Origin of the sequence: Ensifer sp. ENS08, assembly GCF_014852195.1 — a bacterium.
GTDB lineage: Bacteria > Pseudomonadota > Alphaproteobacteria > Rhizobiales > Rhizobiaceae > Ensifer > Ensifer adhaerens.
Window position 1 is genome coordinate 31674 of the sequence record NZ_JACVBF010000024.1, and the last position, 26853, is coordinate 58526.

Sequence of the window (26853 nt, forward strand, 5' to 3'; positions counted from 1 at the left end):
GCCATTTCGCCCCATGCGGTTGATTAGATCACGAATTCCTCCTCATAGGTCTGCGGCTCGGGAACGACCGTAACCTCCACCGGTACGATCCAATTGGCCGCGTAGCTCTCGAAGTCGGAACGCTGCTGGTCGGGCTGCACGCGCCCCGCCGCATCGATCGCGCGACATCGCAGTTTGTATTGCCCCACCTTTTCAGGGGTCCACGTGTACTCCCACAAGCGCCATGCAAAAGGACGTTCTTTCTCGAGGAGGCTTGCCTCGCGCCAGCCACTTCCATCTTCGGTGCAGACCTGAACCTGCCGGATAGCAGCCTCGCCGCCCCAGGCGGCTCCGAAAATTCGATAGGGTTGGCCGGCGATGAGACGCGCGCCCTGCACGGGTCGCGCGATCTGCGCTTTGACCTCCATCTCCGTGAGGGGGACTAGGCTCGGTTCCCCGAGGTTGCGCTCCCAACGGAAGTACTCACGCGCTTGCCAGTAGCCAAGGAATGGTTGTTCCAAAACCGTGATATGGGTGATCCACTTGACCCAAGCCATGCCGAACCAGCCACCCACAACCGCGCGCAGCGGGTAGCCGTGATCGCGCGTCAACGGCTCCTCGTTCATCGAATGGGCAAGGATCGTGCTGTGCGCCATGGCCTTCTCAAGCGGTAGACTGCGCGCAAAAGCGATGGGGCCAGGAGAAGCCGTTTTTTTGTTCGTGTCGACGACGCCGCTGTCTGCGCCCACAAGCAGGACCTCACGCGCGTTAGGCTTAACGCCCGCCATTTCCAATATCTCGCTGAGAAGAACTCCTGTCCACGCAGCATTGCCGACGGCTCCGTTCTGCCACTGCAACCCCTCCTTCGGTGGCACATAGTAGACGCGGCCATTCCCGGCGCATTCGACGACGGCAGTCAAGGTCGTGCTCCGCATCGCCTTGATGCTGTCGAGATCAAGTTCGAGCGGCCGCGCCACCGCCCCGTCAACGCGCAATCTCCAGTCTCGCGCATCGAGGTCCGGCGAGGGGAAATGGTTTCGCACGAAGAACAGCTCGGTTGGGATCAGCAAATCGGAGAGCGACGCAAATGGAAACTCGGTATTCTGTGGGGATTTTTGTCGAACTATCAGGCTGGGTTGCTCTGGTGTCGGCATCGTTCTCGTCTCTCCTTCCAAAAGCACAACCTCGGTATCCATCCCCGCGGGTTCCGGTTAGATCACACCCCGCGCAGTGCGCCTGTCGCGTTCCGCCTTCGGCTGCATTCTCGCCTATACCGCAGCTTACTGCATGGTCACATTTCTCTTTCGCGCCGGCTTGTCGTTGAGACAGTACCTCTGCAGAAGACCAGCAACATGTTGTTGGCAGGCATTTCGATCGTCTCGCGGAGAACAAGTCCAGCGGCCTCACCCAATTGTTCAAGGTCAGCGATATCACGCACACCCCAAGATGGGTTGCGCTCCTTTAGAGCGGCGTCGAAAGCAGCATTCGAGGGGGCGTTGTGTACGCCGTCGCGCGTAAAGGGACCGTAGAGAAGGAGAAGCCCACCATCGTGAAGCAAACGGCCAGCTCCTTCGAACAATCCTGAGCTTGCCGTCCATGGCGCGATGTGGATCATATTGATCGATAAGATGGCGTCAAAATGCCCCGTTTGTTCGACGATCCATTGTCCTGAGCACACATCAATATCCCGCGGTGCCAGCACATTCTTCAGCCTTGAGAATTTGATCCAGCTAGACGTACTGGCGCGGGCGTCGGCATCCGGATCGCTCGGCTGCCAGGTGATGTCTGGCATTGCCCCCGCAAAACACACGGCGTGCTCACCGGTCCCGCATCCAATCTCCAGCACGGTGCCACGTGTTGGAAGGACACGTTGTAGGACCGCGAGGATCGGCGCCGAATTTCGCGCAGCGGAAGGTGAGAACATGCGCTGGTCGGCGCTGACGTCGCGCTGTTCCAGCGCAACAGGCGAACGGTCCTTCTTCTCTGGGAGCATTGGCCTGTAATCCCCTTTGGGCAATGCCTCCACCTTATAGCTGAAATAACTGAAATCAAGGATTGCGGACTTACAAAGGGTCGTCGGTGCTGCGTTCGGGATCATGTCCCAGGGAGTGGTGTAAGTGGCGGCTTTGGTCGCCGCGTTCTCCGGCATGGGCCGGGATGATCAGCGCGCCACGGCTGGCAGGCTGATGAGCGGATCATCGCTCATCTGGCTGATGGTTTCCAGCGTCATGTATCTGGCGCGTTGGACAGCCCATTCGTCGTTCTGCTCGAGCAGGATCGCGCCGACGAGGCGGACGATGGCGTCAGAAGGCATCAAGGCAATCATCAGCAAGACACTGCGCGAGCAATGGCTGACGCTCGAGGCGCCTCCTCTCGCACCGGTCGTCGCCGAAATCCGTGCGCGCTGTGAAGAGGCTGGTCTTGCCCTGCCGTCCTATGTCACCATTGCCCGGCGCATCCCGGCGCTGTTTTCGCCTGAAGAGATCGACAGAAAGCGGTCGGCCAATCCAAAGCACCTGCTGCGGTTAAAACCGCGACCAGGCTATATCCACGCACCGCACCCACTCGACGTCTGCCAGATCGACCATACGCCGACCGATTTGAGCGAAAACAAGGTCGCGCGGCCCGGCTGATCACCTCAAAGCGCCGGTCATACCGGCGGGTTCCGGCCAAGAGGCACCGCTGGAGCAGAGCAAACACTGCATGCAGTAAGCTGCAGAATCGCAATGCGCTCAGGCCTGGAGGTTGTCCGCCGACATCTTGCCGGACTTGCGGTCTTTCACCAGCTCATAGGTAACCTTCTGGCCGTCGTTGAGTCCGCGTAGACCAGCTCGCTCTACCGCGGAAATGTGGACGAACACATCGGCAGTTCCGTCATCCGGCTGGATGAAACCGAAGCCTTTTGTTGTGTTGAACCATTTTACTGTACCGGTTGCCAAAGTATCCTCCTTTGATCATCGTCGTGTCGGACCGATAGGCTCGAATGATACTGGTACGCTCACATTAGTAGACGGTTCCGGCGTCAACGAAAAGCATGCGAGCTGTCGCGTCTATCGCACCGGACCAAAATTCCGGATCTTGGTTGCTTACCTTTGCTGTAAGCACGGTAGAGCGGGCGTAATATGGCTGCAAGATCAAGACGCAGTCGTAAAGGGCCTGAACGCGTTAATTGCGCCGATGCGCCTAATCCCAGGACAGTTGATCCTTCGGAAGCCGACCACTTGGGTCGTGTACCTGCACTTTATGCGGCAGGTTGGGGCCCCAGTTCCAAAGCACCAGATTTCGATCTCCCTCTTCGGCGCCGGGCGCAAAGCTGGGTACTATGATGCCTGCCGTGCCCCTCGCCTTGAGTCGATCGTATATCGACCAGGATGGGGGTCTCCTTCCTTCGGAAAGCGTGGTGGCCCAACTGCAGGCCATTTCCTCCACCGAAACGGAATTCGAGGCCCGACCAACTTCAGAAGCAAGATCCGTAATGTCATCACAGTCGACATCGTAGGAACAAAGTACACAAGGGTCGATGCGATGGGCAAACCCTTGATTGGCTTCCTTTACCGCCGTCATCACACTAAGGGCGAGATAGAGAGCTGGCACGCCTTTTGGGTTGAACCGCGCGCCTCTTATAGCCGCGCCATCTCCTGAAACCGGTTTGAAAGCCCAGCCTGGATCGTGCGCACGGTAACAATTGCCCACAAACCTCAAGCGAAGCCCCCTAGGGCCATATGATCGAGGTAATCTCGCACCGCCGCGGCCTTGCCGTCTTTTACGAGAGCCTCGGGCGTACGCCCGCCAAAAGCTGGTAGAGGTTGGGCCCGGTACCAAGCCATTGCCTGCTCCTTACCACCGGCCCAATCTGAGACACGACTGATAATCTCCAGCATTTCCCGAAGACGGCTCTGCGTTTTCGCGCCCAGGCTACGTTCACTTCTATAAAGTGTTTCGCGGGCTAGCCCCGCCGTCTCGGCCAACTGGCTCTTAGACATGCCGAAGCCGGTTGCGACCCGTTCCACAGCGATCTTTCCCGAGCGATCCATATAGGACAGCACCAAGGGACCGCTGTGCTCTAAAGATTTCAGAACCTGAGGCATGATCATTCCGCCATATCCAGCAACTCATTTATTGTGCGAAATATATGACTCTATTGACGGTAACGCAAGCGACTACGACATTCGCCGGGGTAGCGAGAAGTTTCAAGCCACTGCCACCCCCAAAGAGCCGTTCGCTAGGCGCTTCGAACAACCACTGGATTCGCCCGCAACAGAGCCATCAACACCGGCCCGAGCGAAAACTCCCCTGGCCGCGCCTTGTCCGTCAGATTGCGCAGATATCCGCCGGCCGAGTTGATGTGCCCTGCCCTTTCGAGAATACAGGCCATTGTCGCAGCCACATTTTCCGGCCCCATCGCCTCGCAGGCGTCCTGGTGGCGCTTGGACTGACGCCCAGCATCGATCGGACCACCACTCGCCTACTCATCCCACCTACCTGAAGGTCCGGCTGCGGCAGGTGTTTGGTGAAGATCTGTTGCTGAACTCAGTTATCAAATCGACCGCTGTCCCGGGCGCTCGCCGCTGCCGCCACCCCGTTGCTTTTGCGACGGGCTTGGGTCTTTTTGCGGTGATAGGTCCACCTTTCATATCGCTCCTCGATCGCGCTAAGGGCGATGTTTGCGAGCAAAGGTGAGATGATCCCGCCCTGAGGGATACCGGCGTCCGTCCGGAGGAACTGATCCTCAGTCAAAACACCGGCCTTGAGGAATAATCCGACCAATCTCACCACTCGTCGATCACCGATGCGCTTGCGCATCCGCTCGAGCAGCTGATGATGATTGATATTGTCGAAGCATCCTTTGATGTCCCCCTCAATAACCCAAGGATATGGCAACCGGTTTCGCCGAGTGTCCTTGTCCCGCTTCTGCGGCAAGGCTGCCCGACGAATGTACTCCAAGGCGCCGTGGGTGTTTCTGCCGGGTCGAAACCCATAAGAGACATGCCAGAATTGCGCCTCGAAGATCGGCTCCAAAAGGATTCTGGCCGCGCCTTGTACGACGCGGTCTCTGATGGTGGGGTTGCCCAAGGGTCGGAATTGCCCCGGTTTCCCGGCCTTTGGAATGAGCTTGCGCCTGGCCGGACTTGGCCGATATGCACCACTGCGCAGATCAGCTTGAAGATCGACCAGGAAGCGATGTTCACTCCTGTTTCGGATACGTCCCACCGTCATCCCGTCAACCCCGGCCGTGCGTCCACCTTTGTTGGAGGCAACGCGCTGCTATCCAGGCAACAAGGTTGAGCCAGCTTCGTCCAGCGAGGGCGGCGTGACGGTCGGAAAGCGCCCTTTTTGGCGCGTTGCTACCTATCAAGGCCAGTGGCTCTATCCCGCGACGTCCAGGCACGAGAGCCCGCCCTTGATCAGGCTTTCAGGAAGACCAGCGCTCGCAGGATCTCCGCAAAATCCGCATGCTTGAAGGCGACGGCGCGAGGACCGTGCGCATATGCACCGGGATACCAGCCGGCACGATAGGCATCTGTCGGATTGTTGAACTCGATCACCACTTCGTAGCGCTCGGCCCTGGACGGCAGCACCTGAGCGAAATCGCCGGACAGCGCTTCTGCCACGCCTTCACGAATAAGCCGGCGCGACCAAGCAGGCGAGATCGACGTCGTCGAACGACCTTTACCCTCCAGCGTTTCCACGGACTTCAGCCCCGGCACCATCGCCCGCGCCTCAGAGCAAATACCGGCATCGCCGGCAAGGAAGACCGACGGTACACCGTAACCGGCGGCACAGAGCGCGTTGACGGTAAATTCCGAGGCGACCTCTCCGTTCAAAAGCAGGCGCGAGATGCGCATCGTGGAGGTATGGGCGAGCGGATTTGCCTCGCTGCCCGCTTTGGAGTGATAGCCCGTATAGAGCGCGGCCGCGAAGCCGGCATCGAGGCCGAACATCATCGCATCCGGATGGCCGGACCAGCCGCGCACAATGCGGACATAGTCCGGCAGGCGGTCGAGGATGAGGTTGCGACCGCTGTCATGGGCGTCTTTCACCACGACTTCCGTCGCACCGGCGGCACGCGCGCCCTCGCAGGCAGCGACCACCTCGGCGGTCATCAGGGCGCGAAATTCGGTCCAGTCGGAATGGGTGCGCTCGGCTTCGTCCCATTGCGCGATGCCTGCGGTGCCTTCGATGTCAGCGGAGATGAAAACTTTCATGGGTGGGTTCCTCTATCGGTCAAATCGGGAAGAGCGGGATAGATGCGGTCGTTTCAGGCAGGCATCGCGAAGGCCAACCAACGCGATGGGCGCCGCCAACCGCGGGGGCTTCAGCGGCCACTTTGGCAGACTTGGTTATCGGCGAGGCACGTCTGACCGGTGATCGGCGATTTGCATGTCGTTTAACGGAACATTGGTGCAGCTCGCCGCCACAGGCCAATTCAATTTGGGCAAAACTCCATGCAAGAATCGCCTAACTCCCGAGATTTCAATCGGTTATGGATAACTCCCTCACGAGCAGGCGTGCGTGCACGGTCGCTAGCGCGGAGTTCTCGCCGACGCCAACGTCGGTGAGAACTCCACACGCAGGTCTAGAGAAGTTCGCCCATCGACTGCAGGAGCCGTTCGATCTGATCGGCCGTGTGCTCGGAAAACACCGCAAGCCGCATGGTCGCAACATCTGACGCGTCGGAATAACCACCAGGCTGCTGCACCCTGACGATGATGTCGCGCTCCGCCAGACGATTGCGCAGCTGTTCGAGGTCGGTGACGCCCTTGATGGTGACGATCGGTACCGGCGTGTCGGCAACGTCGAACCCGAGGGTCCGCAACCCGCTGCGCATGTGCTTGACGTTGCGAACGAGGTTGGCGCGCTTTTCCGGTGTCGCCTGCAGAACGCGCAACGATGCGGCTGCAGCGGCTGCAAGACCCGGTGGCGCCGGCGAGGCACCACGCATGATCATCGCATTGCCCGCGATCTTGGCGGCCAGATCCGCACTACCGGGAACGATGCCGCCGAGCGCGCCGAACGCCTTGCTCATCGTGCCGGCGAGATAGTTGCCCTCGCCTTCGAGCCCCGCGTGCTGCAGCGATCCGCGGCCGGTCTCACCAAGAACGCCGACACCGTGGGAATCGTCGATGCAGAGCAGCGCACCATCATAGGGGGCCATGGCCTGCCGGTAATCACCAAGTGGCGCCAACCGTCCGGATGACGGAAAGACGCCGTCGGTCAGCACCGCCGGCCGCTCGCCCGCCTTCACATGCAACGACAGTTGCGCAGCAAGATCCTCCGGATCGGCATGCCGAAATTCGTGAACCCGCTTGCCGAGCGTCGGGATCGCGTCACGGGTGCTGTAATGCGTTGCGTAATCCATGAAGATGACATCGAATTCGTCGCGCAGCCCCTGCAGCAACACCATGGGGCTGGTGTAGCCGGAAATCATGTAGACGACCTCGTCTGCGCCGAACCAGTCGCGCAACCGCTCCTGCAGATCGGCATAGACCTGCATATGGGCGAGCGTCCCCGGCCCCATGCCGTAGCGCCTGGTCGCTTCGCAGGCTGCCTCGATCACCTCGGAGTGGCCATGCAGGCAGAAGTACGACGTGCCGCAATAATAGTCGACCTCGCGCCCGCCGATGGACATGCGGGCGCCAAGAGGTGACTCCATCTTGATTGGAGCGGTCATGGTCACGCCGCTTCGGCCTGGGACGGGCTGCGTCGCGCCAGGAACATCGGCCCGACGCGGATGCCGCGCTTGCCGTTGTCGTCGACGGCATCAAGTTCGAGGATCTCGTCTTCGTAAAGCCGCCCATGCATGCGGAAGCGTCCCTCCTCGACCGGTTCGCATGTGTGCGTGCAGAAGTACTCGATCAGGCACTTCAGGCCGCCATGGCTGTAGGTCAGGTAGGTGATGTTGAAGTCCGGCCCATATTCGCCGAGATGCGGCGCAATGGCGTCGGGCACGGTCTCGTCCTCAGGCGTCTCTATGCGTGTCCAGCTTGTATCCCGCCAGACGAGCTTGCCGGCTGCCGGGAAGGAGAGGTTCATATGGGCATAGTCCGCGCCGCGCCCGTAGATGCGACCGTCGATGACGAAATCGTTGCCGGCAACGGGACGGATCCGGTGCGGCACGCCCTCGCCCATCAGGTAGATCTTGCCGTCCTTGGATTTGACCTCGACGATCTCCTGCGTGGCGTCGTTGCGGTAATAGCCCGGCAGGGTCTTGAACTGCGCTTCGGGGATCTCCGGCGCACGCTGTGTCCGCTCGGGCATCTTGCCCATCTTGCGCTCGGCAAGAACGATGCGCACGCCGTCGACGCCGAGCCGCGAGGCGATCTGGTTGGCGAAATCAAGGGTCGCAAAGATCAGCACGCCGACGCCGGCGGCAGGCAACAGCATCATCTGCGAAGCATAACCATAGACGGCGCCACCATGGCCGACCGAGGTCCAGCCGTCGACGTCGCCGGCACCGAAGCACAGGCCATACCCGTTGAGCGTCTTGTCGTGGCCGGCCGGACGTTTGCCGAACGGTGTCCACATCTCACGCAGCGACGCCGGCGAGATGATCGAATTGCCGGCAGCGTCAAAACCGCCGCGCAGCAGGCACTGGGCGTAGCGTGCCATATCCCCCGTGGTGGAAAAGATGTTGCCGGCCGGCGAGCCGCCAAGGCTGAACACCGGCGCCGGCGTATCGCCGTCGAGCGTCCACATGTCGGCCGGCGCAAGCCGCTCGCGAATGCCCGGCGCCATGCCGCAGGAGGAACTGTCCATGCCGAGCGGTTTCAGAATGTTGGCAGCGACATAGTCGGAATAGCTCTGGCCGGTGACGACCTCGATCACCCGACCGACGGCGGCGATGCCGGCGTTGGAGTAATGCATCACCCCAAGGCTCGGATCCTGCTTCAAGGTCGAGCTGGCGAGCTCGTCGACCGTGTCTTCCAGCGGAGGACGGGTCGCGTCGAGGTAGTGGCCACTCTTGGGTTCGCGCACGAGCCCGGCCGTATGGGTCATCAGCTTGCGCAGGCTGATGACCGAGCCGTGAGGCCCGCCCTCGGCGCCAGCGAACGGGTTCACCGGCTTAAATCCGGGCAGGTAGGTCGAGACGTCGACATCGATATCGACAAGGCCCTTCTCGACCAGTTGCATGATCGCCAGCGAGGTGAAGGTCTTGGTGATCGAGCCGATACGGAAGCACGTGTCCTTGCCCATGTCGAAATGGCGGTCATGGCGCTGGACATGGCCTTCGGCAAGCACACCGTCTCGGTCGACGAGGGCGTAGGAGATCGACGGGATCGCCTTGTCCTCGACCTCGTACCGGATCAGATCCTCGAACAGCTCGATGGAAGCAGCAGACAGAGAGGACATGGAAAATGCTCCTTGGTCGTAAGGGATTGGGTCTCAATGGGCGTGGCGTGGGTCGAGCATGTCGCGTAGCGCATCGCCGACCAGGTTCCACGACAGTACGAAGAGGAAGACGGCCGCGCCGGGGAAGGCCAGCGTGTACCAGAACTGGAAGGGATTGCCGGGCTGACCGACGATCCAGTTGCGCGAATAGGCGATGAACTGGCCCCAGTCGGCATAACCTTCTTCGGTGCCAACGCCGAGGAAGCTGAGCGCTGAGGCCGACAGCACCATGGAACCGGTCGCCATTGTCGCCAGAACCAGCACCGGAAACATGGCGTTGGGCAGGATATGCAGGACGATCAGCCTGAGATCGCTGGCGCCGTAGCTCCTGGCTGCGTGGATGTAATCCATCTCGCGGATCCTCAGGATCTCGCTTCGAACGATACGGGCATAACTCATCCAGCCGAACGTCGTCAGCGCGATCGTAATGGGCACGATGCCTTTGCCGAGCAACGCCGTCAGCACCATGGCGGCGATCAGGAAGGGCACGGCCATGAACACGTCGACGATGCGCATCAGCACTTCCTCGACGACGCCGCCGTAATAGGCCGCGACTGCACCGACGACCGTGCCGATCAGCACGGAGATCGCCACGACCCCGAGCCCGATCTTGAATGCCGTGCGCGTACCCCAGACGACGCCATAGAAGATGTCGTACTGACCTTGCGTGGTGCCGAATATGGCCTCCGGCGAAGGCGGTTGCGGCGTTGCCAGGAAGCCGGCTCGCGGTGTGTCGTAGGGAGAAAGCTGGAAGCTTTGCGGCGGCGCCAGAACGGGCGCGAAGACGGCGATCAGCACGAAGGCGAGGAGGATCACGACACCAAACAGCGACACCGGATTTCGTGCGAGGTAACGAAGAAACTTCATTGCGTCTTCACCCTCGGGTCAAGCAACGGATAGATGAGATCGACGACCAGGTTCATCAGCACCAGGACGACCGCGAAATAGAGGCCGAAGCCGAGAACTGCGGGAAAGTCGAGATTGGCAGCGGTCTTGGCGGCGAACTGGCCGAGCCCGGCGTAGTCAAAGATGGTCTCGGTGATGACCACGCCACCCATCATCACGGCGAGTTCCATGCCGGCGATGGTTGCAAGCGGCAGAAGCGCGTTGCGCCTGGCGTGATGCAATTCGACGACGCGGCGCGGCAGGCCCTTGGCGCGGGCGGTGCGTACGTAGTCCTGGCGCAGCGTTTCCAGCATCGAGGTGCGCATCACCCGCGTCATGCTGGCGACGTTGACATAGGTCAGCGTGATGACGGGAGCCGCAAGGTGACGAAGTGCATCGCCGAAGATCGCCAGGTTGCCGTTGAGCAGCGCGTCGATAGTATTGGCGCCGGTGTAGCGCACGAAATCGCCGGAGCTGACCACGGTTTGCGCCCACTGGCTGAGCCGGCCGGGCGGAAACCAGTCAAGCGCCGAATAGAAGATCAGCAGCATCAAGAGGCCGAAGACGTAAACCGGAAAAGACCAGCCGAGAATGGTGAAGATGCGGATGACGTGGTCGGGCCAGCGGTTGAGATAGATGCCGGCGCGCGAGCCGAGGTAGACGGCGAGTAGCAGACAGGGCACGAAGGCCAGCACGACCAGCTCCAGCGTCGCCGGAAACAGCGACATCAGCGCCGTCGACACCGGCTGGCGGGCGGTCTCGGACCAGCCGAGATTGCCGCTGAGAACGCCGCCGATCCAGCGGCCGTACTGAATGTAGAAGGGATCGTTGAGCCCGTACTGCTCGATCATCCGGCGGATGCTCTCCTGACCACCCTTGAGATAATCGGGCGACGGCGCATAGGCCGCCAGTCTCTGTGTTGGCGAAAGCGACATCTGCAGCGCGAAGATCATCAACGACAGCGCGAAGAGGACGATCGGCAGCATCATCAGTCGTCTGAGTGCGTAATTCAGCACGGTTCACACGTTCCGATTTCAGGGAAAAGAGAAAAGGCATGCCGGGCGGTCTTGCCGCCCGACATGCCGTTCGCCAATCAGTCGTTGGCCTTGGTGACCGGGTAAAAGTCCCAGGCGCCGTAGAGGATCATGTTGTCGACATAGCCGTCGATGTTGCTGCGGGTGACGACGTAGCCGAAATCTTCCCAGAGGAACTGGGTCGTGGCGTATTCGTACGACATCTCCTGCAGCTTGGCGTAGATCGGCTCGCGAACCGCCGGATCGACCGATGCCCAGGCTTCATCCAGGAGCGGCTTGAACTTCTCCGCCATCAGGTCGCGATAACCTTGGCCGACCATGCCGCCGACGAGACCCGTCGGCGAGAGGTAATAGCTGGCGGCACCGAGCGGACCACCCGGATCGGAATAGTCAGGACCCCAACCCATCACCGTCAAGGGTGCTGCCGGCTTTTCGCGGTTGTTGAGCTTGTCCGAAACGGACGCCCACGGCAGAGCCTGGATCTGCATCTTGAACTTCGGATTGATGCGCGACAGCCCCTGCTGCAGCGCCGAGAGTGCCGCCGTCAGCTGCGGGTTGCCTTCGGTCACATAGGCGGTGAAGGCAAAGCCGGTATCCCAGAGCTTGCCGTCAAATGCCTTCTTGAAGTGTTCTTCGGCCTTGGCGGGATCGTAGCTGTAGACAGGTGAATCCGGGCGGTAACCCATGATGCCGCGAACCGTCGGCCCACGAGACTGCACGGTCTTGTTGAGGAGCACCTGGGTGAGGAGCGCGTCGTAATTCTGGGCGTAGTTGAAACCCTTGCGCACATCGATGTCGGCGAAGAAATCCGGCGGAATACCGGCGCCGTCGAGCTTGCCGCTGCCGATCGCCGGATTGTCGTTGTCGTCGAGCGGCCAGGCGAAGAAGATGCCGCGCGAGAACACTTTCTGCAGGCCGTCAATGACCTTGACGCCTTCAGTCTTGCTGAGTTCGTCGATGAACTCGACGGGTGCCGTGACGAAATCGGCGTCACCGGACAGAAGCTGCAGGCGCCGCGTCGTCCATTCCGGCACCGTGCGCATGACCACGCGCTCAAGCTTGGCGGGGCCCATGAAGTAATTGTCGAAGCGCTTCAACGTGATGCGCCGGTCGGTCCGGTCCCACTCTTCCAGCATGAACGGCCCGGTGCCATTTTCTTCCGCAAACAGCGGATTGGCGCCGAGTTCCGGACGGTAGTGGGCCTTCCAGGTGTCACCCGAGCCATCCCAGCCGCCGACCGATGCAACCCATTCTTTGTCGACGACCGAAGTGCCGAAGGGCAGCGCGATCACCCCAAGCGTGGCCGGAAACGACTTGGGCAGCTTGAGCGTGACATTATCGCCATCGACGACGATCTGCGACGCGAGTTGGTCATAGACCTTGCGCAGGATCTCGGGGCTGGCGTCGTTGATGGATTTGACCTCGCCTTCGGCCTCAACCCACTTGGCGATGTCGGTATATTTGCCGGCTGTGATCACCTCGGTGATCGCGTTCGACATCCACGACTGGCCTTGAAGAATGGCGCGCAGCAACGAATAGCGTACGTCTTCGGGCGTGATCTGGCCGTAACCCGGCTCGATCGTCGCCTTCTGGGCGTCAGTCAGCTTGTCGTAGTATTCCCAGGTGACTTTGCCGTCGGCGCCCTTGATCCCGACCTTGTGGGCTGAAACGCCTTTGCGGATCGGGAAGGTATAGCTCACCGAGCCATCGGCCGCCTGCTTGATGAGGCCGTTTTCGAGCGACGGTACTTCGGTCGAGAGCGACGGCACGAACTCGGAGATCTTCGAGCCGTTGAAGTTCAACAACCGACTGTAGATGTTGAGAGCGCCGTAAGAGCTCGGCGTGTTGGCGATATAGGCCGGATCGAACGATTGGATGTCGTCGGTCCACATGAAGACGAAAGTGCCGGGGTTCTTGGTCTCGGCCATAGCGGGCGCAGCCGCGATGCCGAGCCCCAGGCACAGAGCTAGGGCTAAGGTGCGTTTCATCGTTGTTCCCATTTGGTGGAGGCGGAAGTTTTCTTCTCGTTATAGGGGAGGCTAGAAGAGCGCTTGCAGGTCTGTCCAATGTGTAATTAGGATAGACTATGCAAATCACGCATGAGGGCCGGCATGGAACTGCAATGGCTTGAAGATTTTCTGGAAATTGCCGCGACCAGAAATTTCTCGACGGCAGCGACGGCGCGCAACATCTCCCAACCGGCCTTCAGCCGGCGCATCAAATCGCTCGAGAACTGGATCGGCGCCGACCTGATCGACCGCAGCACCTATCCGGTACAGTTGACAAGGGCAGGCACGATGTTCCTGCCGGGTTGCCAGCGGCTCGTGCGCGAAGCCTACAGGCTGCGCACCGATTGCCGCAATGTCGCCGGCGAGAGCTCGGCCATGCTCACCTTCACCTCGCTGCATACGCTGGCGATGTACTTCTTCCCGAAATGGATCGGCTCGCCGCTGATCTCGCGCCTGCCGCTGCGCACCAGCATGCACGCCGCCGACTTCCTCGAAAGCATCGACCATCTGTGTTCGGGCCAATGCGATTTCGCCATCACCTATGTGCATCCCGATGGACCGCCGGTGCTGGAAGGCGGGCCGTTCGAATCGTTGCAGATCGGCAAGGACAGGCTGATCCTGGTGTCGGGAGCCGACGAGAGCGGCCGACCGCTGTTCGACATCGACGGGCCCGAAAGCACGGAGATCCCCTATCTCGCCTATTCCTGGAGCGACGGCTACATCGGCAAGCTGGCGACCTTGATCCAGTCGCGCTGGCGCCGGCCGCTCAATCTCAGCATCGTCTACCAGTCGGGCCTCGCCGATGGCCTGAAGCACATGGCCGTCGCCGGACGTGGCGTCGCCTGGCTGCCGCAGATCTGTGTGGCGGAAGCCCTGCGCCAAGGCCGCCTCGTCCAGATCGGCGGACCACAGATGTCGCTCGAAATGGAGATCCGCATCTTCAGGCGCGCCGGCCCTGGTAGCGCCGACAGTGATGGGTTGTGGCAGCATCTCAAGCAGTGTGCGGCATTGCCACAGTACAAGAACGGATTCGATGTCGGCATCGATGCCGCCTGAGGCACGGTGATGACCCCAAATCGCCCGACCGAGGCCATATGCGAATACAGGCGCCACGATGCAGAAAGCGCATAGTTTCGATTGCCACATTCGTGACACATTGATTTCACTCGGTTTTGCGGCACGGACAAAAGCCGATTGCGTGCCGCCCGGGCACTGACGGCCTGCCTCACGGGGAGTTCTCCGCCATCCGAGCATATTGACAGGAGGCAACCCCGTTGCGAGAGCTGATAGGGCAACGTCCCCTCGAAATCGGGTCCATGTGCTGATGTTCCTGTCTAAATCCGCGCCCCCTGAACTGCCCGAGGATGTCATCCTATCCGTGGAAGACCTTGAGGTTTCCTTCGCGGCCGGCACCCGCTCACAGCTGCGCGCGGTGCGAGGCGTCTCCTTCCGCATCGCGCGCGGCGAGACAGTTGCGCTGGTCGGCGAGTCCGGATCCGGCAAATCGGTGACCGCCATGACGATCATGCGTTTGACCGAGTATGACGGCGCGGCGATTACCGGCGGGCGAGTGCTGATGCGCTTGAAGGACGGCAAGGTCGCCGATCTCGCGACATTGTCGGAAAAGCGGGTCGAAGCCCTTCGTGGCGCAGACATCTCGATCGTTTTCCAGGACCCGATGTCGAGCCTGAACCCGGTCTTTACCGTCGGCGACCAGATTGCCGAAGCGGTGATCCATCACCAGCACAAGACACCCGAGGAAGCGCGCCAGATCGCGCTCAACACCCTCAAGCTGGTACGTGTGCCCGATGCGGAACGCAGGCTCGACCAGTACCCTCACCAGCTCTCCGGCGGCATGCGCCAGCGCGTCATGATCGCTATTGCGCTCGCCTGCCGCCCGTCGCTGATGATCCTCGACGAGCCGACGACCGCGCTCGACGTGACCATTCAGGCGCAGATCCTCGATCTGGTTCGCGCCCTGCAGCACGAAATCGGCATGTCGGTGCTGTTCATTACCCACGACATGGGCGTCGTTGCGGAAGTCGCAGACCGGGTCTGTGTGATGCTCAAGGGTGAAATCGTCGAGACGGGTTCGGTTTACGACATCTTCGCCAAGCCGAAGCATGCCTATACACGCGCCCTGATTTCCGCCGTGCCGCGCCTCGGCAGCATGGCCGACAAGGATGCGCCGGAGAAATTTCCGCTGCTGGTGTTCGAACCGGAGCGGCAGCCCGCGGAGGCGACAGAATGAACGCGCCGGCTCATATGACGCAATCCCCTCGCCCACTTGTCGAGGTGCGAAACCTGGTTACGCGCTTCGATCTGAAGGCCGGGCTGTTCGGCCACGTCTCCGGGCGGGTGCACGCGGTGGAGAACGTCTCCTTCGACATTTTTCCCGGTGAGACCCTGGCGCTGGTCGGTGAATCCGGCTGCGGCAAGTCGACGGTCGCCCGCTCGCTCATGCAGCTCGATCGACCGCGCTCTGGCTCCATCCGCTTTGATGGAACCGAACTGATCGGCGCGCCGCGCCCTGTCCTCGCGCGATTTCGGCGCGAAGCGCAGATGGTCTTCCAGGATCCGTTTTCTTCGCTCAACCCGCGCATGACGATCGAGCAATCGCTGATGGATCCGATGCGGGTCCACAAGCTGGGTTCGACCAGGGACATGCGCGCCCGCGCCGCCGAACTTCTGGCAAAGGTCGAGCTTTCGCCTGAGCATCTCGAGCGCTATCCGCATGCATTTTCCGGCGGGCAGCGCCAGCGCATCTGTATCGCCCGGGCGCTTGCGCTCAAGCCGCGTCTCATTGTCGCCGACGAAGCAGTCGCTTCGCTCGACGTGACGATCCAGGCGCAGGTGATCAATCTACTCATGGACCTGCAGCGCGAGATGCAGATCGCTCTTCTGTTCATCAGCCACGATATGGCGGTGGTCGAGCGCATCGCTCACCGCGTTGCGGTCATGTATCTCGGCGAAATCGTCGAGATCGGCGATCGCCGCTCGGTGTTTAGCAATCCGCAGCACCCCTATACCCGCAAGCTGCTATCGACCGTGCCGATTGCCGATCCGACGCGCCGTCCGGAAGGGCGCCAGCCGATGTCCGACGAAATTCCGAGTGCGGTGCGTGCGCCGGACTTCGTGCCTCGCGAACTGCCGATGCGGCAGATCTCATCGACCCACTACGTGCGCCAGGTCGCAACCGCCTGACATAGCCGCTATAGCCCGTTCCAGATCAGAGTATCCCAAAATGAGCACTTTCGAAGTGACGCAACCGGCTGCGAGCGCTGCCGGCATGGCGTCGACAGATATCCGCGACAGCACAAGCGGGACCACGGCCGCAATGTTCCTGCGTCCAGCGGCCGCCGACCGACCGACACCCTATATCGAGGTCGACGAGAAACGGCTCACCCGCAATATCAAGGCCATGCAGCAGCGCGCCGATGCAGCCGGCGTGGCGATGTTTCCGCATGTGAAGACGCACAAGAGCCTCCACATCGCCCGGCAGCAGCTTGCCGCAGGTGCGCGCGGTATCACCGCCTCCAAGCCCAGCGAAGCGCTTATCTTTGCCGAAGCCGGGATTGCGTCGATCATCCTGGCCTATCCCATCGTCCACGCGGCGTCGCTCGATCGCCTTCTGCCTGCGGTCAAGAAGCGGGGCGTGGAACTGCGCACGATTGCGGCGAGCCAAACAGGTGTCCATGCGTTGTCGCAGGCCGCCAGCCGGCACGGCACCGAGATCGGCGTGTTCCTCAAGGTCGACGTTGGCCTCGGCCGCGTCGGCCTCAAACCCGATGACCCGGCAGCGCCTGAACTGTGCGCAAGCATCGCCGGCACCCCTGGTTTGCGATTTGCCGGACTGCTTTCGCACGCCGGACATGCCTACGGGGCTCCGGAGCCCCATGCCCTGGCCAAGATCGCCGACGACGAGGCCGAGGCCCTCTTCGGTCTCGCCGAGAGGCTTCGGCAACGCGGGCTCGCCGTCGATTGCATTTCCGTCGGCGCAACGCCGACTTGCGTCGGTGCACCGCTGCCCCGGGAAGTCGATTGCATCCGTCCCGGAAACTACGTCTTTCTGGACGGCACCGCCCTTCGGCTTGGCATCTGTACCGCCGACGACCTCGCGCTTTCAGTCGTCGCCCGGGTCGTCGCGTCGAACGACGCGCACTTCATCATCGACGCTGGTTCGAAGTCCATGAGCTCCGATCGCGGCGCACATGGCATGGGTGGCGCAGGGTTCGGCACCGTCGTCAGCGCCGAAGGCGATGGCGAAACCGGCCTGTGGACGCTCGAGCGACTGTCCGAGGAACACGGGTTCGTCCCCCATTCCGGGCGCCCCCTGCCGCTCGGCAGTCGCGTGCGCGTGTTCCCCAACCATTCCTGCGCCTCGATCGCCAACTTCGACAATTTCGTCCTGGCGCGTGCGGATGGCACTGCAGCCAACCTGCCGGTCGACGCCCGCAACGGTCAGACCTGAAGAGCGCACCGGCCTTTCGGCCACCTGGGCGGCGATTTATCGCCGCCCATCAACGCGTTGAAGTTCTCGCTCCTTCGTCCATCATCGAGATGGAAAGCTGGATTGTGAGACCTAGATCTCCCAAATATCATTGCGACGCCAATATCAGTGCATCGAGAAGCCGACGCGGCTGATCGGACTTCAAATCTACGCCTCCAGTGTAAAGGATATGATCCATGAAAGTCCTAATGGTCCTCACTTCGCACGACACCCTCGGTAACACCGGCAAGAAGACAGGGTTCTGGCTCGAAGAGCTGGCGGCTCCCTATTACGTCTTTAGGGATGCCGGAGCCGAAATCACCCTTGCATCGCCCAAGGGCGGCCAACCGCCGCTCGACCCGAAGAGCGATGAACCGATGTTTGAGACCGACCTCACTCGGCGTTTCAAGGCAGACCGGGAAGCCAAGGCCCAGCTCGCCGAGACGGTTCGCCTCGACAGCGTCAACCAAGGGGACTTCGACACCGTCTTCTATCCCGGCGGTCACGGTCCGATGTGGGATCTCGCCGAGGACGGAAACTCGATCAAGCTGCTCGAAGCCTTCATTGCGGCGGGCAAGACGATTGCCCTTGTATGCCACGCACCCGGCGTTCTGCACCGCGTCAAGAACCCGGACGGAACACCTTTCGTAAACGGGCGAAAGGTCACCGGCTTTACGAATTCCGAGGAAGCGGCCGTCGGTTTGACGGAGGTCGTGCCCTTCCTGGTAGAAGATGAGTTGCTCGGTCTCGGCGCCGTTTTCTCGAAGGTTAAAGACTGGGGCGTCCACACGGTCGTCGATGGCCGGCTCATCACCGGCCAGAATCCCGCCTCATCTGGCGAAACGGCAAAAGCCCTCCTGGCCGCCTTGAAACCGTAATCGAAGATTGGATCGGGGCGCGTCGCCAGAAAGAGCGTCCGCCTTCGGCGGAGCGTGTCTTGCAGACAGAGGACTATTCCGTCTCCAATTCCCTTGGCGAAACAATCGATCTCAAGGGCTTCATAGAGGAACAAGCCCGCTTCAGCGTCGGGTTCGATGTCGAGAGAACGCTGGGGCTCGAAAACGGACTAACGCTATCACCGTCGATCGGCGCGGATATCGGCTTTGCCTCGCTTGATGGCGAAGGCCTGTTCGGGAGGATCTCCGCCGGGCTCACTCTCTCCAACCACGACAACTGGAATATCGACTTCTCACTGCTGTTTAACGTCGAGGGCGATGGTTCGCGCTCGGGCGGCGGGAAGATTGGCGCGCGCGTGAGCTTTTGACCGAACGATCACACGCCAGACGTCTTCGCCAAAGAAATGACGGCCCCTCTCAGCGCTCACATACGTTTTCCAAGCGGCCTAACCTAGGCCGAAGGAGATATTGAGGATGCGCTGCGGAGCATAGACATGTTAGGCACTTAGGGAAGGACAGCCGCATCTTGCAGCATTCGCACCGGTGCGCCTCACTGCTATCAACGGGGTGCGCCTGAAGCGGGACGCTAGTAAGCCAGCTGAGCACGTAGGCTTGGGACGATCCAGTCGAGGAAGCACCGCACCTTCAGCGGCAGGGGATCGGCTGGTCCATGGATAACGTTCACAGGTAGCGGTTCCGGTGCAAAGTCCGTCAGCAATTCGTGCAGAGCGCCGGAGCGCAACTGATCGGAGATCTGGTAAGACAGCACGCGGATAATGCCGATACCGGCTATTGCAGCCTGAATGGCAGCCTCCGTCGTATTGACCGCGAATTTGGGGCGCGGCTCGATGGCAAAGGCCGCGCCGTCCCGGCGGTAGCGCCATTCCGGCGCGGTCGCAAAGCCCTGAAAGCTTATGCCATCATGGTGGCTGAGGTCTTCCGGCTGAAGCGGAGCGCCTCGGCGGGCAAGATAGTCGGGGCTCGCGCAGATCACCCGTCGGACGGCGCCGACGCGCGTTGCGATAAGCGCGCTGTCCGCCAAGTGTCCGATCCGCAGGGCCACATCGACGTGCTCGTCCGCCAGACTTAGCTGACGATCGGCGAGGGTCAGACGCAGGTTGATATCGGGTTGCTCCTTCAGGAACTCCAGAGCTATTGGCAGCAGATGGCGCTCGCCGAAGGCAATCGGTGCGGTCACGTGCAGCCCTCCACGCAGCGCGCCATAATCGCCGCTGGCCTGCCGCTCCGCCGCGTCCAGCTCCTCCAGAATACGACGTGACGCGGCGACGAAGCTGCGCCCCTCATCCGTCAAGGAGAGGCCGCGGCGGGTGCGCACGACCAGGCGCACGCCAAGGTGTTTCTCAAGATCCGCGACCCTGCGGCTGACCGTGGCGAGCGGTGCATGCAATCGCCGCGATCCAGCCGAGAGGCTGCCGGCGTCCACCACCGCCAGCAGCACCGACATCGCTTCAAACCGATCCATCGTATCCTTCCGGAAACTGAGAGGAAAGTTCCAGAAATGGCAGGATACCCTATTGCTTTCGGATATCCTAGCTTTTGCGTCGATCCAGGGGACGCCGGCCGGCTCCCCGTATTGCCAATGATCAGGAGAAAGACGTCATGCCTCAACTTTCACGTCGTGCCTTTGCAAGCGCTCTTCCTCTCGGCCTCCTCGGGGGAGGACTGATCAGTGGCGCACCGGCCCCTGCCGCCGCGCAGAATACCCCCAACACGCCGGTCAGCATTACGCCGCTGGCGCAGATCCGCATCGGTCGCTTCACGGTGACGGCGCTGACAGACGGGTACGCCGATATGCCCTTCGACTATTTTCCGGGACGCGCGCCGGCCCAGGTGGAGGAGGCGGCAGTCGCTCAGTTCACCGCCCGGCCGAGCGGGGTGCGGTTCCTCTTCAACCAGTATCTCATCGATGATGGCGAGCGCCGCATCCTGATCGATGCCGGTGCAGCGGGCTCGATTGGTCAGACCGGCAAACTGCCGCAGGCGCTTGGTGCGCTTGGCCTGCAGCTTGACCAGATCGACGCGGTGATCGTAACGCATATGCATCAGGACCACATGGGCGGTCTGATCGCCGGAGGCAAGAACAACTACCCAAAGGCGGAGCTCTACATCGATCGTCGCGACGTCACCCATTGGACCGACCCGGCCAAGCGCAGCGGCGCGCCCGACTATCTGCAAACCAGCTTTAAGATGGCGGAGGAGGTGGTGCGCCTCTACCCGAAACTCCAGGCGATTGACGGAGAACGCGAAATTGTGCGCGGCGTCTCAATTGTCGACCTGACCGGCCATACACCCGGCCATATCGGCGTGCGGGTCGAAGATGACGGAAAGAGCCTCATCATGGTCTCAGACATGATCTTTCCGGTCGTGCATCCGGGGGCGACCGACGTGTTCTTCCTGTTCGAGCAGGACCGGGCAGCGGCCAAGGCAATGCGCGACCGCTTTTTCCCTCGCGCCGCTTCGGAGGGCGCACTCATCGCCGCCACGCACATGCCCTTCCCAGGGCTCGGCCGTGTCGTCGCCGACCGTGGCCAGATGCGCTGGGAGGTGGCCGACTGGGCCTTACAGGATTGAAGTTAGCTACGGCGGTCTAGAAATTCGGTCATTTCTACGGCATCAATATTCCGGCGCAAGGCGCGGTCGAACCGATGGTTGCCGGATGGGTTCCCGTCTTTCCCGGAACGCCATGCGATGCGCCATTTTGCTTGCAGGAACAAATCGCATTTAGGAACCACGCGGGGTCGCCTGATGTCTTTGGCTGCGCGCGAGCCCGGCAAAGCGACGCTTCACCTCTTCGAATAGGGCTGGAGGCAACGGGCCGTGGTAGCCGCTATCGGTGTCGAGCGGCCGGACGTCCGGGTCTGGCGGGGCAAAGCGGTTACTTCCCGTCAAAACAATCCAGGAGCGCTCGTCATCCAGCCCTAGCGAGCTTTGTCACCGGCGGGATCTCGACGGCATCGGCCGGGCGGAGGGTGGCGAATGCGTGATCGGGAGTGGGGCGGGTGCTGTTGATTGCACCGGTCTCCTCGGTGATCGAAGTCGCCGCAAAGCTTCACTGCCTGATCGTTACGCATGACCCGGACCTCAAACTCGAGGATGCCCCCTGGCCAGAGCTGCGAACCCTGTTGAAGGACCTCATCCGGATCAACGGTGCGCGAGACGATCAGTACCGTCACGAACGACTGCCGACGCGGTCGGAACCCGCCCGCAGTTTCACTCTGAGGGGGAGATCTAGCAACATGGACCTCGGCTAATCAACGGGCGTGCGAGACGTTTTGAACCTGGCGACGCAATACAAAGCCGCCGCCGTCAAGCTGGGTGAGAACCCATCCGGTCCTAACCATCTTCCGCAAAGGCTGCTGGCTCTTCACGCCGTCGAGCTTTATCTCGATGCTCTTCTTCAGGCGAGAGGCCTCGATGACGAGCCGATCCACAACTTCCAACATGACCTTGGCGAGCCGGCCCGAAGAGCGGGGGCCGCAAGACTTGTGTTGCGCAAGCGCACGCTGGCGCACCTGGCAACGCTCTCCTCAGCTCAAGAGTATCTCATTGTCCGATATGCTCCTGAGCTGACGTCCACGCTCTCGCAGGTGAACCGGGTTATGACGACGCTTGAGGAGGTTTCGCGGAAGGTCCCAAAGATGGTGAAGGCGACCAAGCCCCATAAGTGAACTTGATCGCTGGCGGCCAAAGGGATGGCGGGTTTTCCGAGTTGGACCCGCATTCGAAGGTATGTCAGACAGTGCTGCCCGAGATTTGCATTCAGCGTTGACTGGATCTTATCAAAAAATGACTCGCAACAAAATTCCCAAATTGGAAACTTTGTGCTTGTTTCCAAATTGGGAATTCGTTAAATAGGGACTCAAGTGAACGTTATCGCTAAATCTGCGCTGGTCAGCTTTTGGAATAGCTTGCCGAAAGGCGTCCCCCGAGAGGCCGCGCGAGCCGCAATGACGGAATGGTATACTACCGCATCGAAGGCGAGCTGGAGTAATTTTAGCGGGTTAAAGAAGACATTTAACTCAGCTGATCTGGTGGCCGGCAACAAGGTTATCTTCGACGTCGGCGGCAACAAGTACCGCATTGTGGGGCTGGTCGCATTTCGGTCCAAGCGGATTTTCGTCCTGTTTGTCGGGACGCACGCCCAGTACGATGCGATCGACGTCAAAGAACTCTGACGTGAAAGGAAGTCGACATGTTGGATTTGAAAGGGTTTCGGACGCTTCAGAGTGAGGCCGAGTACAACGCCGCACTGAAGGAAGTTCGGCCATATTTCGAAGACGAACCCGAAGAAGGCTCTGAGGAAGCTGCGCACTTTGACGCGCTCGTCCTTCTGATCGAACAGTACGAGGGCAAGCACTATCCAATCCCGACGGCGAGCCCTGTTGAGGTGGTCAAGTCGGTGATGGCTGCGAACAACTACACGCGCGCCGATCTCGTGGCGGTCATTGGTTCGAAAGCGCGGGCGGCCGATCTTCTGAACGGAAAACGGGAAATTAATCTGGATCAGATTAGAAAGCTCAGCAAAGAATGGAACATCCCGGCTGGTTCACTGATCGGCGAAGTGGCGGCCTAAGGGATTCCGGCTAAGCTCGCCCCATTAGTCCGATCGACCAGGCGAGCAACGTCGTTGATGCGCTCGATTACGACCCGAATCATTCAACCCCGGACGATCGAATTCGTTCTTTCAGGGTCGAGTCGGGCCGAGCCCACCATACCACCATACTTAGCGCTAAACGACCAACACTCAGTCATCAAAAGAGCGGCGAGACCCGGGGAAGCTGGCAGGTGCCAGTCGATACAATATGCGATCATTCGAGCGCATACATGAACACTGCGCCATTTCCGCCCGATGAGGCTTTCGCAATTCGCGAGTCATAAGCACCGATTGAGCTGCGGTTACGAAACGGTACGGGTGCGACCGAAGGCACGTAGCAACAGGTTCACGGAAACCGCGACCTTGTCGATATCAGGAATGTCCTGGGAATAGCGGCCGGTATAGAGCTTGACGATCATCTTGTCGCGTTCCTTGCCGTTGAGGTCGTAGTAAAGGTGAAGATAGAAGCGCCGCTTGTCGCCGGTACGCGATATGTCGCCGCGCCGCTGCGTCACTTGCCTCAGATCAGCCTGCAGCGGCTCGAAACCGTCGAGCCTGAGGGTCACCTGCGCAGACTCGAAGCGCACCTCCGGCGGAACCGCGACCACCGCCTTGTCGAGCGAGAGGCTGACCACGCGCCCCGGCGTCCCGTCGACATTGGCGGGCTCATCGAGCTTGAAAGCCTGGAAAAGTCGACGCGGCTTTTCGAAACAGATCAGCGACGCGATGACGAGGACGACGATGTTGATCCCCGACCAGACGGCTCCGATCGCCGAGAACGACCCTTGGACCTGCGCCGTTTCCGGCACGAGGTTGATCAGAAGTCCGAGCGCCGTGACGCCGATGAATGCGGCAATCCAGGTAAACGTGTAGGCGTCAAAGCTGTTCGCCTCGTTGCCGGTGCCTTTCGGGGTTACCTTGAACGGCTTGCCGAAGGGCCGCACGAGGCTGGAGAGAACCGTCGGCAGCATGCGGAACGTCGCGAAGGTCCCGACCGCGCTGGAGACCACGGGCAGATAACGTGTCGGCGTTATCCAGAGCATCAGGAGGAAATAGGCCGCGAGCACCGGAAGCTGATTTGAAACATAGTCGGCAAGGCCCGTGAAGTGCAGCGGCAAGGCGCCGAACCAGAGATAGGCGATCGGCACGATCAACACGATCAGGCGCACCACGTACTGAACCAGCCAGGACATGGGGAGAAACATGATCCGCTGGAACAACGACAGGCCCGGTCCACGCAACGGACCGTTGTGGAGATAGAGCGTCTGGATGCCGCCCTGGCACCATCGTTCCCGCTGAACAAAATAGCCCGTCAGGTTCTCGGCTGCCAATCCCATCGACAGCCGTTCGTTGAGGTAGCGGGTCTTGTATCCCTTGTTCAGCATCGACAGCGTCGTTAACAGGTCTTCGGTGATCGACTCCGTCGGGAAGCCTCCGATCGCATCGACGGCCTTGCGGCGGGCGATCGAGCACGAACCGCAGCAGAAGCTGACGTCCCAGACGTCGCGGCTGGGCGCGATCTCGTCGAAGAACAGGCGCTGCTCGTCCGGCCAGATGTTCTCCAGGCCCAGGTTCGATTGCACCGGATCGACGTTGAAGAAGTGCTGCGGGGTCTGGACAATCCCGATCCCCTCGTCCGAAAAGAACGGCAAGGTGCGCTTGAGAAAATGGCGATAGGGAACAAAGTCTGCGTCGAAGATGGCGATGAAATCGCCCGAACTTGCGCGCAGCCCATTGTTCATGTTCCCGGCTTTCGCGTGCGCATTGTCCGTCCGGGTCAGGTGGACCGCGCCCCGCTCTGCGCAGAAGGTCTTCAGCCAATCACGCCGGCCGTCGTCGAGGACATAAACCTTGAACTTGTCCTTCGGATAGTCGAGCGCCAAAGCCCCGACAATCGTGCGCTCCAGAACATCGAGCGGCTCGTTGTAGGTTGGAATGAAAACATCGACTGTCGGCAGATCCTGCGCCTCGCGCGCGAAGAACGTCTTTCCCAAACGGTCCGCCTCGCGACTGCGGTCGACGTATCGGCTCATCAGGATGAGGAAAAGAACGACCTCCGTGAAGGCAAGGAGCTCGATGACAAAGACGATCCAAACCCACCAGACGTTCGCGCCATCAGCGGGATAGGGAAGGACGGTTTCGAAGAGGCGCCAGACCATGTAGCGCAATGCGACCGCCCCAACGACCGCGCAAGTGATGGTGCGCGCCCAGCTTTGATGCCGCGACCAGTTCGATGGCCCAAGCAGGAAGAAGGCGATCACCAGCAATGTGGGCGCGAGCGCTAGAAGAGGTTGAACCACAGCCCTTTGATCCACTGTGTCAATTGCAGATTGTGCCGAGAGATGCGGACCTGGGCGGACCGCCCCACCTGGCAAAAATTGCCGAAATCGGTGTTGAGAGCCGAGGGGAGGAGTTGAACGCGGATTCTCGCGTCGCGCTCCTTGGCCTCCGGCTCCTTGGCGGCGAGATTGTCTTTCTCGACGACGGCGGATGAGCCTTTTACGGCCTGCACCTTTCCCTTGAAGACTTCGCTCCGGCCCAGAAGCCGCACTTCCGCTTCGCGGCCCGGATAGATCTCGTCGTAATCGACTTCAGGAACGAGAATATCGACGAACAGTTCGCGGCAATCGAGGATGCGCAACAGCTCGTTGTTGAGGATGACATTGGAGCCGTTGACGACGTTGCGGGTCCACACCACCCCGCTGAACGGCGACGCTATTTCTGCCTGTTCGAGACTGCGAACGCGCTTCTCCTCTTCCTCCAGCTGCCGTTCAATCTGGTCGGCGCGCGTGCTGTTTTCGACAATGCGGGTGTTGATGTCGTTTATGCGAACGATCACCTCGTCCTGACGCTGGCGCGAATAGGGCACGTCGTTTTGACCATCGCCGACGATGAATATCCCCTCACGCAGGGCCATCAGCCGTTGTTCGAGAAGATCGAGCGACAAATTGCTGATCTCGACCTCGCCGCCCGTGGCCGCGCCGGCGGCGGCTGCCGCCTCGACCATCTTGCGCGTGAATATCCCCTTAGATTCCAGTTCCTGCCGTCTATCTAGGTCTACCCTTGCAACGACGTCCTGGGCACGCGACACCTCCACCCGCTTCTGCATTATGCGAAGTTCGCGCTCCAGACTGGCAATGGTGGCGTTCTTGAATTGCTCCAGCCGATGGGCGAGTTGGTTGCGCAAGGCGACGAGTTCGTCCCGTTCACGCTCCAGCGCCGTGACGCGATCGGCGGCCGTTTTTCCTTCCGCCTGCAGGGAAGCAAGGATCGCCCGATTAACCCGTTCGTTGCGGATAGTCAGAAGCGTCTCGTTTTCGGCGACCGGCGTGCCGATGCGTGGCGGCGCTTGTCCGATTTCCCCGTCAATCGGTGCGTTGATGACGGCAAAGCGGGCATTCACGGTGCCGTCGAGGCTGGTAAAGCCGGTCAGTCCAGGCAGGAGCACGACGACAGCAAGCGTCAGAAGCAGGATGCCGACGGTGATGCGCGTGATGCGATGGTTCAGGAGCATGCCAACCGTTCCCACTCACTACGTTGCCGAGCACGACAAACG

General features: G+C 60.9%; 26 protein-coding genes and 3 pseudogenes. 12 read left to right on the top strand and 17 right to left on the bottom strand.

The genetic code is table 11. The annotated features are described in order from the left end of the window. Positions 1 to 23: 23 nt before the first annotated feature. From IB272_RS32040 to IB272_RS32050, 3 genes and pseudogenes are all read right to left on the bottom strand, one after another. Positions 24 to 1175: a sulfite oxidase gene (locus IB272_RS32040; RefSeq protein ID WP_113188837.1), complete on the bottom strand. Its 1152-nt coding sequence runs from the start codon at positions 1173 to 1175 to the stop codon at positions 24 to 26. Between the two features lie 95 nt (positions 1176 to 1270). Further along, the gene (locus IB272_RS32045; RefSeq protein WP_089045320.1) at positions 1271 to 1972 is read right to left on the bottom strand and encodes a DUF938 domain-containing protein; all 702 of its coding nucleotides are present in this window, start codon (positions 1970 to 1972) and stop codon (positions 1271 to 1273) included. A 168-nt stretch (positions 1973 to 2140) separates the two neighbouring features. Continuing rightward, a pseudogene (locus tag IB272_RS32050) lies at positions 2141 to 2305 on the bottom strand (IS256 family transposase); the annotation flags it as partial. On the opposite strand from IB272_RS32050, the pseudogene IB272_RS32055 reads away from it, so the two are divergent. Further along, positions 2292 to 2585 (top strand): annotated as a pseudogene (locus tag IB272_RS32055) (transposase); the annotation flags it as partial. The pseudogenes IB272_RS32050 and IB272_RS32055 overlap by 14 nt on opposite strands. Before the next feature lie 126 nt (positions 2586 to 2711). Here the strand turns inward: IB272_RS32055 and IB272_RS32060 are convergent. From IB272_RS32060 to IB272_RS32110, 11 genes and pseudogenes are all read right to left on the bottom strand, one after another. Continuing rightward, positions 2712 to 2918, bottom strand: a complete 207-nt coding sequence (locus tag IB272_RS32060) for a cold-shock protein (protein ID WP_060517255.1) — start codon at positions 2916 to 2918, stop codon at positions 2712 to 2714. Positions 2919 to 3162: 244 nt separating this feature from the next. Further along, positions 3163 to 3681, bottom strand: coding sequence for an RES family NAD+ phosphorylase (locus tag IB272_RS32065; RefSeq protein ID WP_113080445.1), 519 nt, complete (start codon positions 3679 to 3681; stop codon positions 3163 to 3165). Further along, on the bottom strand, positions 3678 to 4067 hold the full coding sequence (locus tag IB272_RS32070) for an antitoxin Xre/MbcA/ParS toxin-binding domain-containing protein (RefSeq protein ID WP_029742583.1): 390 nt from the start codon (positions 4065 to 4067) through the stop codon (positions 3678 to 3680). Before IB272_RS32070 ends, IB272_RS32065 begins: the two co-directional genes overlap by 4 nt. Before the next feature lie 134 nt (positions 4068 to 4201). Then, a pseudogene (repC, locus tag IB272_RS32075) lies at positions 4202 to 4440 on the bottom strand (replication initiation protein RepC); the annotation flags it as partial. A gap of 69 nt (positions 4441 to 4509) precedes the next feature. Beyond that, on the bottom strand, positions 4510 to 5196 hold the full coding sequence (locus IB272_RS32080; protein WP_246810495.1) for a reverse transcriptase domain-containing protein: 687 nt from the start codon (positions 5194 to 5196) through the stop codon (positions 4510 to 4512). A gap of 188 nt (positions 5197 to 5384) precedes the next feature. Further along, positions 5385 to 6185 (bottom strand): M55 family metallopeptidase, encoded by an 801-nt coding sequence (locus tag IB272_RS32085; protein ID WP_034800685.1) that lies wholly within the window; start codon positions 6183 to 6185, stop codon positions 5385 to 5387. 371 nt (positions 6186 to 6556) lie between these two features. Continuing rightward, positions 6557 to 7651 carry a pyridoxal phosphate-dependent aminotransferase family protein gene (locus IB272_RS32090; RefSeq protein WP_192445755.1) on the bottom strand — a complete coding sequence of 365 codons (1095 nt, stop codon included), beginning with the start codon at positions 7649 to 7651 and terminating at the stop codon, positions 6557 to 6559. A gap of 2 nt (positions 7652 to 7653) precedes the next feature. Continuing rightward, positions 7654 to 9330, bottom strand: a complete 1677-nt coding sequence (locus IB272_RS32095; RefSeq protein WP_192445756.1) for a serine hydrolase — start codon at positions 9328 to 9330, stop codon at positions 7654 to 7656. A 33-nt stretch (positions 9331 to 9363) separates the two neighbouring features. Further along, positions 9364 to 10236 (bottom strand): ABC transporter permease, encoded by an 873-nt coding sequence (locus IB272_RS32100; protein ID WP_110819581.1) that lies wholly within the window; start codon positions 10234 to 10236, stop codon positions 9364 to 9366. After that, positions 10233 to 11270 carry an ABC transporter permease gene (locus tag IB272_RS32105; protein WP_029742576.1) on the bottom strand — a complete coding sequence of 346 codons (1038 nt, stop codon included), beginning with the start codon at positions 11268 to 11270 and terminating at the stop codon, positions 10233 to 10235. The genes IB272_RS32100 and IB272_RS32105 overlap by 4 nt, the downstream gene beginning before the upstream one ends. A 77-nt stretch (positions 11271 to 11347) precedes the next feature. Further along, on the bottom strand, positions 11348 to 13276 hold the full coding sequence (locus tag IB272_RS32110; protein ID WP_029742575.1) for an ABC transporter substrate-binding protein: 1929 nt from the start codon (positions 13274 to 13276) through the stop codon (positions 11348 to 11350). A 123-nt stretch (positions 13277 to 13399) separates the two neighbouring features. On the opposite strand from IB272_RS32110, the gene IB272_RS32115 reads away from it, so the two are divergent. The 6 genes from IB272_RS32115 to IB272_RS32140 all read left to right on the top strand — a co-directional run bounded on the left by IB272_RS32115 (position 13400) and on the right by IB272_RS32140 (position 19050). Next, on the top strand, positions 13400 to 14353 hold the full coding sequence (locus tag IB272_RS32115; protein ID WP_110819582.1) for a LysR family transcriptional regulator: 954 nt from the start codon (positions 13400 to 13402) through the stop codon (positions 14351 to 14353). Between the two features lie 322 nt (positions 14354 to 14675). Beyond that, complete coding sequence (locus tag IB272_RS32120) at positions 14676 to 15548, top strand: ABC transporter ATP-binding protein (protein WP_244496866.1); 873 nt, start codon at positions 14676 to 14678, stop codon at positions 15546 to 15548. Further along, complete coding sequence (locus IB272_RS32125; RefSeq protein ID WP_110819583.1) at positions 15545 to 16501, top strand: ATP-binding cassette domain-containing protein; 957 nt, start codon at positions 15545 to 15547, stop codon at positions 16499 to 16501. Before IB272_RS32120 ends, IB272_RS32125 begins: the two co-directional genes overlap by 4 nt. Positions 16502 to 16541: 40 nt before the next feature. Beyond that, on the top strand, positions 16542 to 17768 hold the full coding sequence (locus IB272_RS32130; RefSeq protein WP_110819584.1) for an alanine racemase: 1227 nt from the start codon (positions 16542 to 16544) through the stop codon (positions 17766 to 17768). 215 nt (positions 17769 to 17983) lie between these two features. Next, positions 17984 to 18664, top strand: coding sequence for a type 1 glutamine amidotransferase domain-containing protein (locus IB272_RS32135; protein ID WP_029742572.1), 681 nt, complete (start codon positions 17984 to 17986; stop codon positions 18662 to 18664). 59 nt (positions 18665 to 18723) lie between these two features. Further along, on the top strand, positions 18724 to 19050 hold the full coding sequence (locus tag IB272_RS32140) for a hypothetical protein (RefSeq protein WP_089045265.1): 327 nt from the start codon (positions 18724 to 18726) through the stop codon (positions 19048 to 19050). A 218-nt stretch (positions 19051 to 19268) separates the two neighbouring features. On the opposite strand, the gene IB272_RS32145 is transcribed toward IB272_RS32140, so the two are convergent. Next, a complete protein-coding gene (locus IB272_RS32145) occupies positions 19269 to 20165 on the bottom strand; it encodes a LysR family transcriptional regulator (protein ID WP_060517266.1) in 897 nt (298 codons plus the stop codon). Positions 20166 to 20302: 137 nt separating this feature from the next. Here IB272_RS32145 and IB272_RS32150 point away from each other — a divergent pair, with 137 nt between their 5' ends. The 5 genes from IB272_RS32150 (at position 20303) to IB272_RS32165 (ending at position 23276) form a co-directional block, all read left to right on the top strand. Continuing rightward, on the top strand, positions 20303 to 21274 hold the full coding sequence (locus IB272_RS32150; RefSeq protein WP_029742569.1) for an MBL fold metallo-hydrolase: 972 nt from the start codon (positions 20303 to 20305) through the stop codon (positions 21272 to 21274). A gap of 428 nt (positions 21275 to 21702) precedes the next feature. Next, positions 21703 to 21954: a hypothetical protein gene (locus IB272_RS35200; protein ID WP_246810496.1), complete on the top strand. Its 252-nt coding sequence runs from the start codon at positions 21703 to 21705 to the stop codon at positions 21952 to 21954. A gap of 21 nt (positions 21955 to 21975) precedes the next feature. Continuing rightward, positions 21976 to 22371 (top strand): hypothetical protein, encoded by a 396-nt coding sequence (locus tag IB272_RS32155; RefSeq protein ID WP_246810497.1) that lies wholly within the window; start codon positions 21976 to 21978, stop codon positions 22369 to 22371. Between the two features lie 195 nt (positions 22372 to 22566). Then, complete coding sequence (locus IB272_RS32160) at positions 22567 to 22878, top strand: type II toxin-antitoxin system HigB family toxin (protein ID WP_029742566.1); 312 nt, start codon at positions 22567 to 22569, stop codon at positions 22876 to 22878. Positions 22879 to 22895: 17 nt separating this feature from the next. Beyond that, a complete protein-coding gene (locus IB272_RS32165) occupies positions 22896 to 23276 on the top strand; it encodes a transcriptional regulator (protein ID WP_029742565.1) in 381 nt (126 codons plus the stop codon). Positions 23277 to 23599: 323 nt separating this feature from the next. On the opposite strand, the gene IB272_RS32170 is transcribed toward IB272_RS32165, so the two are convergent. After that, the gene (locus tag IB272_RS32170; RefSeq protein ID WP_192445757.1) at positions 23600 to 25597 is read right to left on the bottom strand and encodes a glycosyltransferase; all 1998 of its coding nucleotides are present in this window, start codon (positions 25595 to 25597) and stop codon (positions 23600 to 23602) included. Next, entirely contained in the window at positions 25579 to 26811 is a 1233-nt protein-coding gene (locus IB272_RS32175; protein WP_060585661.1) for an HlyD family efflux transporter periplasmic adaptor subunit, read from the bottom strand. Before IB272_RS32175 ends, IB272_RS32170 begins: the two co-directional genes overlap by 19 nt. Between the last annotated feature and the right edge of the window lie 42 nt (positions 26812 to 26853).

Excerpts from the sequence above, each read along its gene's own strand:
- IB272_RS32040 (WP_113188837.1), bottom strand. The coding sequence starts at position 1,175 with ATGGATACCGAGGTTGTGCTTTTGGAAGGAGAGACGAGAACGATGCCG.
- IB272_RS32045 (WP_089045320.1), bottom strand. The coding sequence starts at position 1,972 with ATGCTCCCAGAGAAGAAGGACCGTTCGCCTGTTGCGCTGGAACAGCGC.
- IB272_RS32070 (WP_029742583.1), bottom strand. The coding sequence starts at position 4,067 with ATGCCTCAGGTTCTGAAATCTTTAGAGCACAGCGGTCCCTTGGTGCTG.
- IB272_RS32080 (WP_246810495.1), bottom strand. The coding sequence starts at position 5,196 with ATGACGGTGGGACGTATCCGAAACAGGAGTGAACATCGCTTCCTGGTC.
- IB272_RS32085 (WP_034800685.1), bottom strand. The coding sequence starts at position 6,185 with ATGAAAGTTTTCATCTCCGCTGACATCGAAGGCACCGCAGGCATCGCG.
- IB272_RS32090 (WP_192445755.1), bottom strand. The coding sequence starts at position 7,651 with ATGACCGCTCCAATCAAGATGGAGTCACCTCTTGGCGCCCGCATGTCC.
- IB272_RS32095 (WP_192445756.1), bottom strand. The coding sequence starts at position 9,330 with ATGTCCTCTCTGTCTGCTGCTTCCATCGAGCTGTTCGAGGATCTGATC.
- IB272_RS32100 (WP_110819581.1), bottom strand. The coding sequence starts at position 10,236 with ATGAAGTTTCTTCGTTACCTCGCACGAAATCCGGTGTCGCTGTTTGGT.
- IB272_RS32110 (WP_029742575.1), bottom strand. The coding sequence starts at position 13,276 with ATGAAACGCACCTTAGCCCTAGCTCTGTGCCTGGGGCTCGGCATCGCG.
- IB272_RS32115 (WP_110819582.1), top strand. The coding sequence starts at position 13,400 with ATGGAACTGCAATGGCTTGAAGATTTTCTGGAAATTGCCGCGACCAGA.
- IB272_RS32125 (WP_110819583.1), top strand. The coding sequence starts at position 15,545 with ATGAACGCGCCGGCTCATATGACGCAATCCCCTCGCCCACTTGTCGAG.
- IB272_RS32130 (WP_110819584.1), top strand. The coding sequence starts at position 16,542 with ATGAGCACTTTCGAAGTGACGCAACCGGCTGCGAGCGCTGCCGGCATG.
- IB272_RS32135 (WP_029742572.1), top strand. The coding sequence starts at position 17,984 with ATGAAAGTCCTAATGGTCCTCACTTCGCACGACACCCTCGGTAACACC.
- IB272_RS32145 (WP_060517266.1), bottom strand. The coding sequence starts at position 20,165 with ATGGATCGGTTTGAAGCGATGTCGGTGCTGCTGGCGGTGGTGGACGCC.
- IB272_RS32150 (WP_029742569.1), top strand. The coding sequence starts at position 20,303 with ATGCCTCAACTTTCACGTCGTGCCTTTGCAAGCGCTCTTCCTCTCGGC.
- IB272_RS32165 (WP_029742565.1), top strand. The coding sequence starts at position 22,896 with ATGTTGGATTTGAAAGGGTTTCGGACGCTTCAGAGTGAGGCCGAGTAC.
- IB272_RS32175 (WP_060585661.1), bottom strand. The coding sequence starts at position 26,811 with ATGCTCCTGAACCATCGCATCACGCGCATCACCGTCGGCATCCTGCTT.